At 62.8% G+C, this 15,351-nt stretch carries 13 protein-coding genes and 1 pseudogene; 7 read left to right on the top strand and 7 right to left on the bottom strand.

What is annotated here, in order from left to right; genetic code table 11:
- Positions 1-127: 127 nt before the first annotated feature.
- A pseudogene (locus GL286_RS02355) lies at positions 128-1,061 on the bottom strand (IS5 family transposase).
- 151 nt (positions 1,062-1,212) lie between these two features.
- Between GL286_RS02355 and GL286_RS22845 the strand changes: the two are divergent.
- Positions 1,213-1,602 (top strand): ATP-binding protein, encoded by a 390-nt coding sequence (locus GL286_RS22845; RefSeq protein ID WP_155093932.1) that lies wholly within the window; start codon positions 1,213-1,215, stop codon positions 1,600-1,602.
- Between the two features lie 566 nt (positions 1,603-2,168).
- Here the strand turns inward: GL286_RS22845 and GL286_RS02345 are convergent.
- From GL286_RS02345 to GL286_RS02330, 4 genes are all read right to left on the bottom strand, one after another.
- Entirely contained in the window at positions 2,169-2,930 is a 762-nt protein-coding gene (locus tag GL286_RS02345; protein ID WP_155093931.1) for an ABC transporter ATP-binding protein, read from the bottom strand.
- A complete protein-coding gene (locus GL286_RS02340; RefSeq protein ID WP_155093930.1) occupies positions 2,924-3,994 on the bottom strand; it encodes a FecCD family ABC transporter permease in 1,071 nt (356 codons plus the stop codon). Before GL286_RS02340 ends, GL286_RS02345 begins: the two co-directional genes overlap by 7 nt.
- On the bottom strand, positions 3,984-5,108 hold the full coding sequence (locus GL286_RS02335; RefSeq protein ID WP_155093929.1) for an ABC transporter substrate-binding protein: 1,125 nt from the start codon (positions 5,106-5,108) through the stop codon (positions 3,984-3,986). The genes GL286_RS02340 and GL286_RS02335 overlap by 11 nt, the downstream gene beginning before the upstream one ends.
- A gap of 110 nt (positions 5,109-5,218) precedes the next feature.
- Positions 5,219-5,866 carry a tyrosine-protein phosphatase gene (locus GL286_RS02330; protein WP_246184802.1) on the bottom strand — a complete coding sequence of 216 codons (648 nt, stop codon included), beginning with the start codon at positions 5,864-5,866 and terminating at the stop codon, positions 5,219-5,221.
- On the opposite strand from GL286_RS02330, the gene GL286_RS02325 reads away from it, so the two are divergent.
- From GL286_RS02325 to GL286_RS02300, 6 genes are all read left to right on the top strand, one after another.
- Entirely contained in the window at positions 5,865-6,521 is a 657-nt protein-coding gene (locus GL286_RS02325) for a response regulator (protein WP_155093928.1), read from the top strand. The genes GL286_RS02330 and GL286_RS02325 overlap by 2 nt on opposite strands.
- A gap of 108 nt (positions 6,522-6,629) precedes the next feature.
- Complete coding sequence (locus GL286_RS02320) at positions 6,630-6,908, top strand: lipid-A-disaccharide synthase N-terminal domain-containing protein (RefSeq protein ID WP_155093927.1); 279 nt, start codon at positions 6,630-6,632, stop codon at positions 6,906-6,908.
- Positions 6,905-8,464 carry an ArnT family glycosyltransferase gene (locus tag GL286_RS02315; protein WP_155093926.1) on the top strand — a complete coding sequence of 520 codons (1,560 nt, stop codon included), beginning with the start codon at positions 6,905-6,907 and terminating at the stop codon, positions 8,462-8,464. The genes GL286_RS02320 and GL286_RS02315 overlap by 4 nt, the downstream gene beginning before the upstream one ends.
- Complete coding sequence (locus tag GL286_RS02310; protein ID WP_155093925.1) at positions 8,461-9,222, top strand: glycosyltransferase family 2 protein; 762 nt, start codon at positions 8,461-8,463, stop codon at positions 9,220-9,222. Before GL286_RS02315 ends, GL286_RS02310 begins: the two co-directional genes overlap by 4 nt.
- Before the next feature lie 65 nt (positions 9,223-9,287).
- Positions 9,288-10,544 (top strand): histidine kinase dimerization/phospho-acceptor domain-containing protein, encoded by a 1,257-nt coding sequence (locus GL286_RS02305; protein WP_170295012.1) that lies wholly within the window; start codon positions 9,288-9,290, stop codon positions 10,542-10,544.
- A 159-nt stretch (positions 10,545-10,703) separates the two neighbouring features.
- Entirely contained in the window at positions 10,704-11,078 is a 375-nt protein-coding gene (locus GL286_RS02300; RefSeq protein WP_155093923.1) for a GFA family protein, read from the top strand.
- An 18-nt stretch (positions 11,079-11,096) separates the two neighbouring features.
- Here the strand turns inward: GL286_RS02300 and GL286_RS02295 are convergent, their stop codons facing one another.
- Positions 11,097-14,219 carry an efflux RND transporter permease subunit gene (locus GL286_RS02295; RefSeq protein ID WP_155093922.1) on the bottom strand — a complete coding sequence of 1,041 codons (3,123 nt, stop codon included), beginning with the start codon at positions 14,217-14,219 and terminating at the stop codon, positions 11,097-11,099.
- Between the two features lie 4 nt (positions 14,220-14,223).
- Positions 14,224-15,345 carry an efflux RND transporter periplasmic adaptor subunit gene (locus GL286_RS02290; RefSeq protein ID WP_170295011.1) on the bottom strand — a complete coding sequence of 374 codons (1,122 nt, stop codon included), beginning with the start codon at positions 15,343-15,345 and terminating at the stop codon, positions 14,224-14,226.
- Positions 15,346-15,351: the final 6 nt, after the last annotated feature.

Here is a 15,351-nt window from a genome sequence, read left to right as displayed (position 1 = left end):
GCCACCCCGTGTTATCAGGGCCTAAACGATGCGCGGCGTTCGCGATGCGCTCGAAACGATGGCGCTGCGCCGCGGCTCTGATGCGCAAATCAGGTACCGGTCGAGTTCCCCCTTTCCCCGGACGGGCTCATCCCTGAGTCTGGGTGACGGGTATACCGAGTGCTGTGAAGCCGTTGAGCGCGGCGACACGGACCTGAAGTTCGGCCACCTGGCGATCGGGGTCTCTCGCCATGAGGCGTTGTCCCAGAAGCTTCATGCAATGCATCTTGGTTTCGGCGCGACTTCGGCGGTGATAGCCGCTCCATTTTTGCCAGAGCGTCCGGCCAAGGTATTTCGACGCCTGGAACGCTTCGTTGCGCGCGACTGCGCCAACCGAGGTCGGCTTCCAGGGCTTGGCGTTCCTGCGGGGCGGAATGATGGCCGCAGCACCCCGGTCCGCGATGGCATCGTGGCATTTCCAGGTGTCATAGGCACCGTCGGCGGTGACGCTGCCAATCTTCTGATCAGGCGGAATCTGGTCGAGCAGTCCGGGCAGCATCGGGGCATTGCCGATATCACTGCTGGTGAACTCGACCGCCCGGATTTCCAGGGTCTCCTCGTCGATACCAAGGTGCACCTTGCGCCAGATGCGACGTTTTCGGCCACCATGCTTGCGGGCGTGCCATTCGCCTTCGCCCTCCACCTTGATGCCCGTGCTGTCGATCAGCAGGCGTAGCGGACCTGGTGAGTCGCGGTAGGGGATGCTCACGTCAAGGACCTTCTGCCGACGGGAAAAGGGTGCTGAAATCCGGCACCGACCAATCCAACCCGATCAGATCCAGAAGGCTTTCAATAAAGCCCGTGGTTTGGCGCAGGGCCATCCCGAACAGAACCTTCATCGACAGACAGATCTGGATCGCGGCATCACTATAGGTAGGTTGACGACCACGCTTTCCGGTTGGCTTGGCCTCCCAGATCATCTCGGGGTCAAACCAGATGGTCAGGGAGTCGCGTTGCTTCAACGCTTTGTTGTCGGCTGGCCAGTTCCTGGTCTTGTAGATCGGCGATGTAGGTCTGCTCATCCAGCCTGACTAACACGCTGGATTCACCGTATGAATCCCCACAGCATTTGTGCAACAAAGCCCCTTTTTGATCAAAAAAATTGCCTCTTGAAGAGACTGATCGCTTACTGAATTGTCGAAGTATATGTGATCCACCTCATGCTGCGGGTGGGTGGACGACCTTGCCGGTAGCCGCCATCGCTATTCTCGGATGCTTAGGCCCTACAGCAAAGGATTTCAGCCCTGTGAGGAGGCCAGCCACCAGATCTCTGGCGGCGAGGCCGACAAGAGTCGCTACACGCCCTTTGCGATCTACCAGCCTATCGCGCGCGCCGAGAACATCTTGCTGATTGGCGGTGAGCCATCGAGGAGCCATCGAGGAGCCATCGGTCCGAGCCCGATGGCGAACGGCACCGGAAAGACCCATGTTGCCGCGTCCCGCGGCATTCAGGCCGTTGAACATTATCGCCGAAAGGTCCGGTTTGTCTCGGACAGAGAATTGGTCAACACGCTCGAGCAGGCGAAGGCGAGAGGCAGGATCGGCCAGTTAGCAAAACCTTGATACGGCTGGATCTCGTCCAGCGGGAAAACGGTCGCGCGGACCGCCTCTTGATCCGCTTCACTCCAGCTGCGAAGCAAGCTCTACCAGCGCACCAGCGTCATCATCACCACCAATCTTGGCTACAGCGAACGGGCTATCGCCATCGGGCTCGAACTGACGGTGCCTCCGATGGCTTGCTCCTTGAAACCGGCAATGACCTGCCCAACGGATTGGCAAGGCGGGGAAGCTCTGGGCGGAAATCAACAGCGAGACGGCCAATCGTTCCTGCCTGCCGCTCGCCGGACCTGGCCTGAATGATTGCTTGGGGACACCCGGAACACTGCTGCCCTGCGACACGAACGTTTTCGACGTTAAGGGTAGCCGCGGTTCTGTAGCGATATATTGGCCGACCGTGTTAAGCGAAATTTCTTCGTCTCGCCATCAGCACAACTTTATCCGGTCATCCGTTGAGTTCTCCCAATGACGGCTTGCCGGTTTTCCGGACAGCAGAAGACTGGCATTCGGCACCTGGAACTGACAGTGATACCGGCACGATACCTTGCCGACCCAGACTATCTGGCGGGCGTTCAAGCAGGTTGCGCCGCGCGTCCCTCAACGACGAGTTGTGGCGTGCCTTTCGAACAGGGTTCGACCCGTGCCTCGACCTCGAAGACTTCGCGCAGAAGGTTTGCGGTGACCACTCCATGCGTGGGGCCACAGGCGACCATCCGGCCTCGATTGACGACCATTGCCGCGTCGGCAAATCGAAGGGCGTGGCCCAGATCATGCATGGCGACGATGATTAGTAGTCCCTGCTCGCGGGTCAGGCGATGTAGCAGCGACATCAGGTCGATCTGGCGGCTCAGATCCAGCGCCGACGTCGGCTCGTCCATCAGCAGGATCTGCGGTTGCTGCGCCAAAGCCTGTGCCGCGTTGACCATCTGGCGCTGGCCGCCGCTGAGATCCCCAACATTGTGCCCGCGTAGATGGGTGATGCTGAGCAGGTTTAGCACCCGTTCGACCTCGGCATGATCCTCGGGCAGGACTTTCAGGCGACGGCCCTGCATGCGGGCCAGAAGAATGGATTCGTAAACCGAAAGCACCGGCCGAGCGCCATTGTCCTGCGGCATATAGGCGATGGGGCGGGCGGCGGTGGCGCCCTCGATCCTGATCTGGCCGGGACCGGAAAGCAGTCCGAAGATGCGGCGGAACAGCGTCGATTTTCCCGCTCCGTTAGGCCCGAGCAGTGCGACCAACTGACCGCCTTGCAGGGCAGGGGTCGATATCTCTGCAAATACCTTGTGGCCACGATAGGCCGCGCCAAGGTCCGTCAGTTGCAGGCTTACCATGATGCCCCCCTGCGGCTCAGGATCAGGTAAAGGAAGAAGGGAATCCCCACGATCGAGGTGATGATGCCGATCGGGATGACTGTGCCGGGGATGATCATTTTCGACAGGACCGAGCCCACCGACAGGATCAACGCACCCGCCAGCGCCGCGCCGGGCAAAAGGAAGCGCTGATCCTCGCCCAGCAGCATCCGCGCGATATGCGGGCCGACCAGACCGACAAAGCCGATCGTGCCGACGAATGACACCGAGATCGAGGCCAGCAGGCTGACGATCACCAGCACTTCAAGCCGCAGGCTGCGCAGCTTGACGCCGATGCTTTCGGCTTTCGCATCGCCCAGCCGCATCGCGGTCAGCGCCCAGCCGCGCCGCGTCAGCAGCGGCACCGACAGCGCCAGCACCGCAAGCGAGATCCAGAGCTTGGGCCAAGTGGCTTTCGTCAGGCTGCCCATGGTCCAGAAGACGACGGCGGCCACGGCCTGTTGGCTGGCGAAGAACTGGATCAGCGACATCAGCGCGTTGAAGATGAAGACCAGCGCAATGCCCAGAAGCACGATGGTCTCGCTGCTGACACCGCGCCGCAGGCTGAGGCCGTAGATCGCAAGCGAAGTCAGCATCGCCATCAGGAAGGCATTGACCGGAATGACATATTCGATGGCAAAGGGAAAAAGCGCCACGCCAAAGGCCAGCGCCAAGGCCGCCCCGAACCCCGCCCCGGCCGAGATGCCCAGCGTGAAGGGGCTGGCCAGCGGGTTGTTCAGGATGGTCTGCATCTGCATGCCCGCAATCGACAGGCTTGCCCCCACCGTCATCGCCATCAGGGCGACGGGCATGCGGATTTCCCACAAGATGACGCGGACGCGTTCATCGACGGAACCGGGACGCAGTAGGGCGGTGACCACCTCGGACAGGGAATAGCGCGCCGGACCAAGCGCCAGATCGGTGCAAAGGCTAAGGACCAGCGCCGCCGCCAGCGCCACAAGGATCAGCTGCCGGCGAATGACGAGGGCGCGATAAAAATCGCGCCCCGCCACAACCTGATCCTGAGGATCGGTCTTACTTGTCATTGAGCGAGACCCAGTAGCCCGGCTGGTAATCGACCGGCAGGAAGCGCGTGTGCAGTTCCTTCAGCGTCGCCTCGGGGTCGAGATCGGCGAACAGTTCCGGCTGCAGCCATTTCGCCAGCTGTTGGACCGCAACGAAGTAATAGGGATTGTCGTAGAACTGGTGCCATATGGCGTGGAAGTTGCCGGTGTCGACCGCTTTGATGCCGGTCATCGCGGTGCGCTTGGTCAGCGCTTCCAGCTTGTCATGCGCGGCCTTCATGTCCGAGCCGGGGCCGACACCGACCCATGCACCGCCCGGCACATAGGCCTCCCATTGGCCGCCGGTGACGATGACCTGATCGGGGTTCGCGGCGATGATCTGTTCGGGGTTCAGCGTGCCGAAGGTGGTCGGCAGGATGTCCTTGGCGATATTCGTGCCGCCCGCGATTTCGACATATTCGCCGAAATTGCCATTCCCGAAGGTCATGCAGCAATCGTCGGAATACCCACCGGCGCGATCAACGAACACCAAGGGCCGCTTGATGTCGGATTTGGCGATGACATCGGTCACGCGCTTCATCTGCTGGTCGACGAAATCGACATATTCCTTGGCACGGTCTTCCTTGCCGACCAGCTTGCCCATGATCTCCATGGATTTGACGCTATGGGCGACCGGGTCTTCGCGGAAATCGACGTAGACGATCGGGATGCCCAATGCGGCCAGCTTCTTGTCATAGCCCGCATCCTCGGTCGCGGCCTTGGATTCAAGGTTCATCAGCATGACATCGGGCTTCAGCGCGGCGGCCTGCTCGACATCGAACGTGCCGTCCTTGAAGCCGCCAAAGGTCGGCAGATCCTTCAGTTGCGGGAATTTCGCGGCATAGGCGGCATAGGTGTCAGGATCGGCCTGATGCAGATCCTCGCGCCAGCCGACGACGCGGGCGAAGGGGTCTTCACGCTCCAGCGCGCCCAGCAGATAGATCTGGCGGCCTTCGCCAAGGATGATGCGCTTGGCGGGGGCCTCGACGGTGACTTCGCGCCCGGCAATGTCGGTCAGCGTGATCGGGTCGGCAAGGGCCGCCGAGAATTGGACGGCGCAAAGCGTCGTGGTCAGGGCGAGAAGGCGCGCAAGCATGGATACAACCTGTATTGGGCGAAAGGTTCTGCGCGGCTTAGATGAATGTTTAGAATAAAAGTCAAGATTGGTCTGACCAAATCAGTCGGATTGGGCGAGAGCCCGCCGGATCAGCTTTCGAACCCCAGCGAGGGTTCCAGCGCCTCCCAGCTTTGATCCATCGGCCATGCGGCGGTCAGCGGCAGGCCGACATGGCCATAGCGGAACGAGATCTGCCCCTCGGCTTCGTCCTCGCCTGCGCCTTTCGTGGCCAGATACAGTGCCGAGGCCAGTCCCGTCCGGTCCGCGCCCTGCTTGCAATGGATCAAAAGCGGCTTAGGCAGGCGCCGCATCAGGGCGATCAACTGATCGGCACGTTCCTGCGACAGAGGCTTCCCGGCGCTCATGCCGAAATCGGCATGCTCTAGCCCCAGCCGCTGCGAGGTCGCGATTTCCTCGGCATACCACGTCCCGTCCGAGGCGCCGCGAAGGTTTAGCACGCTGCGAAAGCCGTGCTTTTGCGCCCAATCCGCCAGTTGCGCCCCGTCAGGTTGGGCCGAGCGGTAAAGCTCTCCCTTGATGACCTCGTGGAAATTACCGCTGGCCTGCAGATGCATGGCCCAGACTACGGCAAGGCAAATGGCTTGCAGGACAAGGATTGCCGTTGCGAAAAGAAACGATCGAAAAGGGCGGGAGGGGGCGGATGATTCTGTCATGCCGCGTCCTTGCAGCGCGAAGCTGAAGGCAAGCTGAACGGCAATCACGAAAGGGGCGATCATGCGGATCCTGCTGGTTGAGGATGACGCGGGGCTGGGTTTCGCAGTCCGCGAACAGATCGTCGCCGATGGCCATCTGGCAGATTGGGTGCGCGACTTGGCCGATGCCGAGGCCTGCGTCGAGACCGTCGATTATGATCTGATCCTGCTGGACCTGATGCTACCCGACGGGCGAGGCATCCCGTTTCTGCGTGCCCTGCGCGGGCGTGGTGCCACCACGCCGGTGATCATCCTGACGGCGATGGACCGCATTTCGAACCGGATAGAGGGGCTGAATGCCGGTGCCGACGACTATCTGGTCAAACCTTTTGACCTGTCCGAGCTTTCGGCCCGCATCGGGGCTGTCGCCCGCCGCTATAACGGCAATCCCAATCCGCTGATGGTGCTTGGCGCGTTCCGCATCGATCTGGCCGCACGGCAGGTAACCGGGCCAGAGGGGCCGGTCGATCTGGGTCGCCGCGAATGGATCGTGCTTGAGACGCTGCTGCGCAATGCGGGGCGCTATGTCTCGCGCCCCGAGATCGAGGACCGGCTGTACAGCTTCGAGGAAGGCGTCGAAAGCAACACGGTCGAGGTCTATGTCAGTCGGTTGCGCCGCAAGCTGGGCCGTGACAGCATCCAGACCCAGCGTGGCTTGGGATACCGCATCCCGAAATAACCTGTCCGGCGTTCAGCTTCGCTTCAGCTTCGCCGTCTAACCCCGCCGCAGAAACGATGATCCGGGCCGCACCAATGGCGACCAGGGCGGGACTGCATGGACGGGAACATGACCACATCCAACCTTTGGCTTGGCATCGGGTTTTTAGGCCAGATGCTGTTCAGCGCCCGATTTCTGGTCCAGTGGATCACCAGCGAAAGGCAGGGCCGCAGCGTCATCCCCTTGGCATTTTGGTGGCTTAGCCTTGCGGGCGGGGTCACGCTGCTGGCCTATGCGATCGCGCGGCGCGATCCGGTCTTCATCATCGGACAGGCTGCAGGGTTGGCCGTCTATCTGCGCAATCTGCGCCTGATCCGGACCGAGGCCGCAACCAAGGTCCCTGCATGAGCGACCAGATCTCGCAGATCCGGCGCGACACGCTGGTGGTTCCGCCGCTGGCGCTGGCGATGCTCCTGTTTGCAGGGCTGTCGGTGCCGGGCGTCCTGCTGCGCCCCGCCATTCCCATCGACGAGACCCGCTATCTGACCGTCGCCTGGGAGATGCGGCTTTCCGGCGACTGGCTGGTCCCGCATCTGAACGGGTTGCCCTATAGCCACAAGCCGCCTTTGCTGTTCTGGCTGATCAACCTTGTCTGGCTGGTCACCGGACCGTCCGAGATCGCGGCACGGCTCGTCGCGCCGGCTTTCGGGCTGGCCTCGATCTGGGCGACGGCGCGATTGGCGCGCAAGCTGGTCCCCGACACGCCCGAAATCGGCGGCCATGCTGCGCTGGTGCTGGCAGGAATGCTGGGCTTTAGCTTCTTTGCCGGGCTAACCATGTTCGACGCGATGCAGACCTTGGCCACCGTGCTGGGCGTCACCGCATTGACCGGGGTGGCCTCACGCGGGCGGGCGGCATGGCTCGGCTGGGGCGCGGCGCTGGCGCTTGGCGCGCTGGCCAAAGGGCCGGTCATTCTGGTCCATCTGCTGCCCGTGGCGCTGGCCACGCCGCTTTGGGCCGGGATCGGTTGGAGACAAGCCGCCAAGGGTCTGGCACTGGGTCTGCTGACCGGCCTTGGCCTTGTCGGGCTGTGGCTGGGTCCGGCGCTGATCGCGGGCGGCTCGGAATATCGTACCGCCGTTCTATGGACCCAAAGCGCCGGAAGGGTGGTCGACTCATTTGCCCATCAAAAGCCGATCTGGTTCTTCCTTGCCATGGCTCCGCTGCTGATCTGGCCTTGGGGTTGGTCCCTTGCCAGCTGGCGCGCGGCACGACTGCCGGGGCCTCTGGCGGTCTGGACCCTTGCAACTTTCGCGATCTTCAGCCTGATCAGCGGCAAGCAGGCGCATTACCTGCTGCCGATGCTGCCCGCCGTGGCCATCGCTTTTGCCCCGGCGCTGACCTTGCCACGTCTGCCGCTGCGGGTGGCGGCGCTGGTGCCTATGGCTTTGGCCCTGCTGCTGAGCGCGATCATCCTTGGCTTTGGCCCCACGGAATGGGGTATCGCGGCCAAGCCGCTTGCGCCCGCGCTACTTGCGACCGCTCTGGCCCTGACCGCCGCCTTGCTGGTCTGGCGCGGAGGCATGACAGCGGCCCTTGCGAGCAGCGCGATCGTCCTGTCGGTTTCCACCCTGTTTCTGGGCCGCATGACCGAGGTCTATGACGCGGGCAATCTGGGCCGCCGCCTTGCTTTGCATGACGAGGAGGGCGTCGGTCTGGTCGGCAGCAATTACGCGGGCGAGTTCAATTTTGCCGGACGCCTTCGCAACCCTGTGAAGCTGTTCGACGCGCCCGGAGCAGGGCTTGCATGGCTGGCCGAACGCCCCGCCCGCATCCTTGTCATGCCCACCGAACGCGCGGCGCAAGAACCCTCGCCCTCGGACATCATCACCTTCCGCGGCCAGTCTTACGGGCTGTGGGTTTCCTCTGACCAAGACAAACAAAACAATGAGGCATGCAGATGAGCGTCACCTCTCTCTCCGTCGTCATTCCCTGCCATAACGAAGAAGGCGCGATCGCCGGACTGATCACCGAATGCTTCGCCGCCCTGCCCGAGCGCGCGATCGAGGTCATCATCGTCGATGACGGCTCGCAGGATGCCACCGCTGCGCGGGTGCTGGAACTGGCCGCGCACGAACCACGCCTGCGCCTGATCCGCCACGCGCGGTGCAGCGGACAATCAGCGACGATCCGCAGCGGCGTCACGGCGGCGCGGCATGACTGGGTCGCGACGCTGGACGGCGACGGGCAGAACCCGCCCGACCAGATCCAGGTCCTAATCGCCGCCCTTGCCATCGCGCCCGCGGCGCGGGTCGGGATGGTGCAGGGTCAGCGTCAGGGACGGCGCGACCCGGCCAGCAAGCGCATTGCCTCGCGTCTGGCCAACGCTTTGCGCAATGCCGCGCTGCAGGACGGGGTCGCGGATTCCGGCTGCGGGCTGAAGCTGTTCCGGCGAGAGGCTTGGCTGGCGATGCCGTTCTTTGACCATATCCACCGCTTCACCCCGGCGATGATCCGCCGCGACGGGTGGGAGGTTCTGGTCACTCCCGTCACCCATCGCGCTCGTGTCGCGGGGCGCTCGAACTATTCTAACCTGCAGCGTGCGCTGGTCGGCGCGGTCGATCTGCTGGGCGCGGCATGGCTGATCCGGCGCAGCGGCAGGCCCCGCCCGGTGCTGACGGAAAGCCCGACTAGCGAACCCCTGTTGCTGGGCCGCGAATAGAAATTGCGGCTGGACGTGGCGGGGAATCCGGCCGTTCAATGAACGGGCCCAGTGATGGAGTTCCCATGCCCCGCCCCCGCAGCCTGCGACGCGATCTTGCCCTTGGCTTTGGCGCGGGCATCGTCCTGACTTGGCTGATCGCGCTGCTGGTCGGCTGGACTATCCTGCGCCGCGAGATCGACGAGGTCTATGACGCCGCCCTTGGCCGCACCGCCGACCGGATTTTGGCGATCGAGGATATTCAGCGCGGCACCCCTCGGCGCAGCGATCTGGTGGCCCAAATGACCGGACCGGATAGGCAGGTCCTTTTCCGCTCGCGCAATGCCGATGACACACTGTTCTCCGCGACCATTGACGAGGGCTTTTCGGATGCGGGCGACATGCGGGTTCTGACACTGAAAACCGAAGGCGGCGGGCTGTTGCAGATTGCGGCGCCGCTTGAGGAACGCGGTGCTGCCGCGCGAGAGACGCTGGCGGGGATGCTTCTGCCCTCGATCCTGCTGCTGCCATTGGCCTTTCTGGGCATCAGCTGGTTCACCCGCCGCCGCCTTGCGCCCGTTGACGATCTGTCACGCGAGGTGGCCGGGCGCGATGCTCGCGACCTGCGCCCGCTGGGGCTGAAAGACCTACCCGCCGAGCTGGAGCCGATCCAGAAGGCGGTCGATCAGCTGATGGCGCAGCTGGACATCGCCCTGACCGCCGAGCGGGATTTTTCCTCGAATGCCGCGCATGAGCTGCGCACCCCCATCGCCGCCACTTTGGCCCAGACCCAGCGCCTGATTGCGGAAACCAGGGACCCCGAGACCCGCGCCCGCGCCGAAGGTATCGCAACCTCGCTGCGCCGCCTTTCGCGACTGTCGGAAAAGCTGCTTGATCTGGCCCGTGCCGAGGGCATTTCGGGCCGCGATCACGGGCTGCATGACATGGTCCCGGTGTTGCGTCTGCTGGCCTCGGAGTTCGACGGGCGGGTGCGGTTGGAGCTGACCGACGTTCCCGCGCCGATTGCCATGGATATCGACTCCTTTGCCGTTCTTGCCCGCAACCTGATCGAGAATGCGCTGGTCCATGGCACGCCGCCCGTGACCGTGCGTCTGTCTGCGTCGTCACTGGTCGTGGAAAATTCCGGGCCGCCTGTCGCCCCCGACGCACTGGCCAAGCTGACGCGGCGCTTTGAACGCGCGGGCAGCCAGAATCCGGGCTCGGGCCTTGGCCTTGCCATTGTCGAGACCATCGCCCGCAATTCCGGTACTTCGCTGCGCCTGACCTCACCCGCACCGGACAAGCCCGACGGGTTCTTGGCCGAGGTCCGGTTCAAATCGTAAGATGCATGACTCCGGCAGAAAATCATGCGACCAGCGACGACATAAGGCTATTCGGTGCGGCCCGCTCTGATGTGTCGTGCCGCCCATTCCGCAATGTTTTTGCAGGAGATGCCGGACGGTCTATGGTGCTTCGCTTTCGGGTAAGAAAGGTTCGCTTCGATGGATGAACTTTCCGGTGGCTGCCTGTGCGGCGATGTTCGGATCTTGGCCAAGGGCAGGCCGGATCGGGTCGGCATCTGCCACTGTCTTGACTGCCGCAAACATCATGGAGCGGTCTTCTATGCGGCGGCCATCTTTCCGTCGGACGCGGTGACAGTTACGGGCGAGACGCGCGAATACGCGGGAAGGCATTTTTGCCCGCGCTGCGGGTCTTCGGTCTTCGCGCGGACGGGGGACGAGACCGAGGTTTATCTTGGATCTCTGGATGCGCCGGACGGGTTCGTGCCGACCTATGAAAACTGGACGATCCGGCGCGAGGGCTGGTTGCCCGAATTTCCGGCCATGACGCAATACGAACGTGATCGTCACGGCTAGGAGCCGGTAGAGTGGCGTTCAGTCAGCTTTTCCCTGTCCATGCACCTTTTCGCGCAGGGTTTGCGCGATGACATACAGCGGGGGGATGATGAAGATGCCGATCAGCGCGGCGGCGATCATGCCACCGAAAACTGGCACGCCGACGCCTCGACGGGCCAGCATCGAGGCGCCTTCGGCCACGACCAGTGGGTATAGCCCCGCGATAAAGGCAAAGCTGGTCATCATCACGGCACGGAAGCGTGCCCTTGCGCCGTCTATGGCTGCATCCGTGACAGGTTGGCCGTGCTTGCGCCGCTCCATGGCGAATTCGACGATCAGGATCGCGTTCTTGGCGGCAAGTGCGATCAACACCACCAGCCCGATCTGCGCGTAGATGTTGTTGTCGAGCCCCCATAGCCGCAGCGAGATCAACGCGCCGCACACGGCAAACGCGACCGAAAGCAGCACGGCGACTGGAATCGTCCAGCTTTCATAAAGCGCGACCAGAAACAGATAGGCGAAAAGGACCGCAAGGCTAAGGACGATGGGCGTCTTTCCTGCGGCCTCTTTTTCCTGCTGGGCTGTGCCGGTCCATTCGAAGCTGTAGCCGGTGGGAAGTGCGGCTGCCGAGACTTCCTCCATCGCGGTCAGTGCCTCGCCCGAAGACACGCCGGTTGCCGGTCCTCCGGCAAGGGTCACGCTGCGGTAATTGTTGTAGCGGATCAGGGATTGCGGGCCAGCAGCCAGCGAGACATTCGCGACCGCGCGGATGGGCACCATTTCACCCTGATTGTTGCGGACATGGATGCGGCCGATGTCATAGACGCTGGCGCGATATCTTTCCTCGCCCTGCACATTCACCTGCCATGTACGACCGAACAGGTTGATGTCGTTGACGTAATAGCCGCCCAATGTCGCCTGCATGGCGCGGAACAACGTGCTGACATCGACGCCCAGCGTTTGCAGTTTTTCGCGGTCCAGATCGAGGTGCAGGATCGGGGAACTGGCCGAGAACGTCGTATAGACGCCCTGCAAGCGTTGATCGCCATGCGCTGACGTCACCATGCCCTTGGCCGTCGCATCAAGGTCTATCGGTTCGGCCCCCTGCAAGGACAGAAGCTGGTATTCGAACCCCGATCCGGTCCCCAGCCCGATGATCGGGGGCAGATTGAAGGGGATCGCCAGCGCCGTCGTCAGACCGGCCAGTTTTTGGCGGGTATAGGCCAATGATGCATCGACGGTTTCATCGGCGCCGGTCCGTTCCTCAAAGGGCTTCATGATGACGATCGCGAAACCGCTATTCGATTTCGCCAATCCGTCGATAAAGCTGTAACCTGTCACCGTCTCGACCGTGGCGACACCGGGGGCATCCTTCAGCTGGCTATAGACCTCGGCCATAGTCTGGCGGGTGCGGTTGATCGAGGCCCCGTCGGGCAGCTTTAGTTCGACAAAATAGGCGCCCTGATCCTCGGTCGGCAGAAAGCCCGAAGGCGATGTCTTGAACAGGTAGCCCGCGCCAAAGATTGCGACGGCCAGAAACACCAGCGCCAGCAATGCCCGCCGCGCCAATGCGCCCACAACATAGGCATAGCCCAGACCGACCCGGTCGATCTGGCGCGATATCCACGCCAAAGGCCCGCGTTTCGGCCCCTCGTGCCGCTTGAGCAGCAACGAGCACAGGGCAGGGCTAAGCGTCAGCGCGTTCAAGGCCGAAATCAGCATCGAAAAAGACACTGCCACCGCGAATTGCTTGAAGATCGTGCCGCTGATGCCGGGGATGAAGGCAACCGGAACGAAGACGGACAACAGGACCAGCGTGATCGCGATGATCGGGGCGGTGATCTGCTCCATCGCAAGTTCGGTCGCCTCGGGGACGGACAGTTCGGGGTGGTCCTCCATCACCTTCTCGACGTTCTCGATCACGACGATGGCGTCGTCGACGACGATGCCGATGGCCAGCACCAGCGCCAGAAGCGAGATCGTGTTCAGCGAGAACCCCAGCGCCAGCATGAAGGCCATCGCGCCGATCAGCGAAACCGGCACCGCGATCAGCGGGATGATCGTCATCCGGACGCTGCCAAGGAACAGGAAGACCACGATCACGACAAGGATGAATGCCTCGATCAGGGTCTTGATGACCTCGTGGATACTGGCCTTGACGAAACTGACCGAGTCGTAGGGGACCGACCAGCTTATGCCTTGCGGAAAGGCTTGCTCGGCCTGGCGCAGGGTGGCGGCAATTGCCTCGGAGGTCTGCATCGCGTTCGCGCCGGGGGCAAGGTAGACCCCGATCATCGCCGTGGGCTGGCCATTCAACCGGCTTTCGCTGTCCAGAGATTTCGCGCCCAGTTCTACCCGCGCCACATCCCCGAGCCGCACGAAGGACCCGTCTGCCTGCGCGCGGATTACGATCCTGTTGAACGCCTCGACCGAGGCCAGACGACCCTCGGTCTGGATGGTCAGCTGGAAGGTCGGGTCGTTGGTCATGGGCTGCGCCCCGACGCGACCGATTGCGGCCTGAACGTTCTGTGCCTGAATCGCCGCGATCACATCGTCGGGTGTCATTTCCAGATTGGTCAGGCTGTCGATATCCAGCCAGACCCGCATCGAGTAATCCTGTGCGCCGAACAGCGTGGCATCGCCGACACCCGGCACGCGCTTGATATTGTCGAGCACGTTGATCGTCGCGAAGTTCGACAGGAACAGGTCGTCATGGCTGCTGTCGCTGGATACGATGTTGATCACCTGCAGCAGCGCCGAGGATTTCTTCTTGGTCCGAACGCCGCTGCGTGTCACCTCGTCGGGCAGCGATGCTTCCGCCAGACTGACGCGGTTCTGCAGGTTGACGGTGTTGATATCGGGATCTGTGCCGGGCGCGAAGGTGACGGTCAGGCTGTAGCTGCCATCCGCTCCGCTGGTCGATTTCATGTACAGCATGTCCGAGACGCCAACGACCTGCGCCTCGATCGGTTGGGCGACGGTCGCCTCGACGACATCCGCGCCCGCGCCGGGATAGACCGCCGTCACCTGAACCTGTGGCGGCACGATATCGGGGAATTGCGCGACGGGCAGGCGGGTCAGCGAGATTAGCCCCGCAAGCGTGATGACGATGGAAATCACCAGCGCCATACGCGGGCGATGAATGAAGATTTTCGAGAGCATCCGGTTACTCCGCCGTCTTGGTCGGAGCAGAGGGGCTGCCGGTCACCGGAGCCGCGCTAGCTGGTTGCGGTGTCACAGTCGCGCCGGGTCTTGCCCGTTGCGCGCCCTCGGTGATGACCTGCTCTCCGGCCCTTACGCCGCCGCTGATGACGACTTCGGCTCCGGCAAGGCGACCGAAGGTGACGACGCGTTTTTCGACCTTGTTTTCCGGTCCGACCACCAGCACGAAATAGCCGCCCTGATCGCGCTGCAAGGCCTGTGCAGGAACAGTCAGCGATTGCGTTCCCGCATCCTGTGTCAGCGTCACCCGCACAAGCTGGCCGTCGCGCAGTAATCCGTCGGGGTTCGGGAATGTCGCGCGCACGCGGACCGTGTCAGTTCCTTCCTGTACCTGAGGGTCCACGACCTCGATCGCTCCGGCCTGCGGATAGACCTGACCATTCGAAAGCGTGATATGCACACCCAAGGGCGGTCCTCCGGGTCCACCCGTGCCGCGCGCGATATAGTTCAGCAACTCGGCCTCCGGCACCGGAAAGGTGACGTGGATCGGATCGACGCTGGTGATCGTCACCAATGCGCCGCTTTGCGGCGAGACAAAGGCCCCGATCGACATATCCGTCAGCCCGACCCGCCCATCGAATGGGGCGGCGATCGTGGCATAGGACAGGTTCAGTTCCGCGTTCTGCAGAGCGCCCTGAAGCTGCTGCAGCTGTCCGGCGATCTTGCCCTGCTGGGCCTGTGCCTGCTGCAGGATGTTCAGGGCCGAAACCTTGCGGTCATACAGTTCCTGCTGACGTGCCACCTCAAGATCGGCCAGCGTCTTTTCCGCTTGTGCCGAGCCGATCTGGCCTTCGATCTGGGCAATGTCGGCCTTGTAGGAATCGGGCTCGATCTCGAACAGGGTTTGGCCTTTGGCGACCCGCTGCCCTTCCTGAAAGCCGACCGACAGTAGGAAGCCGGAAACACGGGCCAGAATATCGACCCGATCCACCGCCTCGACCCGACCGGTAAATTCGGCGCTTTCGGCGATGTCTTTCGAGACGACCGCCGTTGTTCCCACCACCGGGGCCTGCTGGGCCATGACAGGGGCGGCGTGCAAAACGACCCCCAAGGACAAGGCCAGCATCAAGCC

This window comes from Paracoccus aestuariivivens, from assembly GCF_009711225.1.
In the GTDB taxonomy this organism is placed as follows: domain Bacteria; phylum Pseudomonadota; class Alphaproteobacteria; order Rhodobacterales; family Rhodobacteraceae; genus Paracoccus; species Paracoccus aestuariivivens.
Note: the sequence above shows the minus strand (reverse complement) of the source record. Positions and strands in the feature narration are given on the sequence as shown.